A 294-nucleotide genomic window follows, 5' to 3' on the forward strand; every position below is an offset into this window, starting at 1 on the left:
GCTCTTCTCGGCTGGTACCGGGAGCGGCGAGTAGTTCGTAGGTAAAGCCGTTGCTCTGCCCCAGGCCTCGAATGGATGGAGGGGACAAGATAAAGAAGTTGGCGTCACGAATGGTCGACAGGCTCGCTCGGGCACGTTGGATAATGGCGTTGGCGGAGGTGTCTGCGCTGGTGCGTTCGTCCCAGTGTTTCAACGCCACAAAGGCCATGCCGGTATTCTGCCCGGAGCCGGCGAAGCTGAAGCCGGAAATGGCGAAGATGTGTTTGACGTTGTCGGCTTCATTGTCGAGGAAAT

At 58.2% G+C, this 294-nt stretch carries 1 protein-coding gene; it reads right to left on the reverse strand.

What is annotated here, in order from left to right; genetic code table 11:
* Positions 1–259 (reverse strand): efflux RND transporter permease subunit (locus Q4563_RS18910; protein ID WP_336623059.1); only part of this gene is annotated, 259 nt, incomplete at its 3' end.
* Positions 260–294: the final 35 nt, after the last annotated feature.

This window comes from Gilvimarinus sp. 1_MG-2023 (assembly GCF_030548285.1).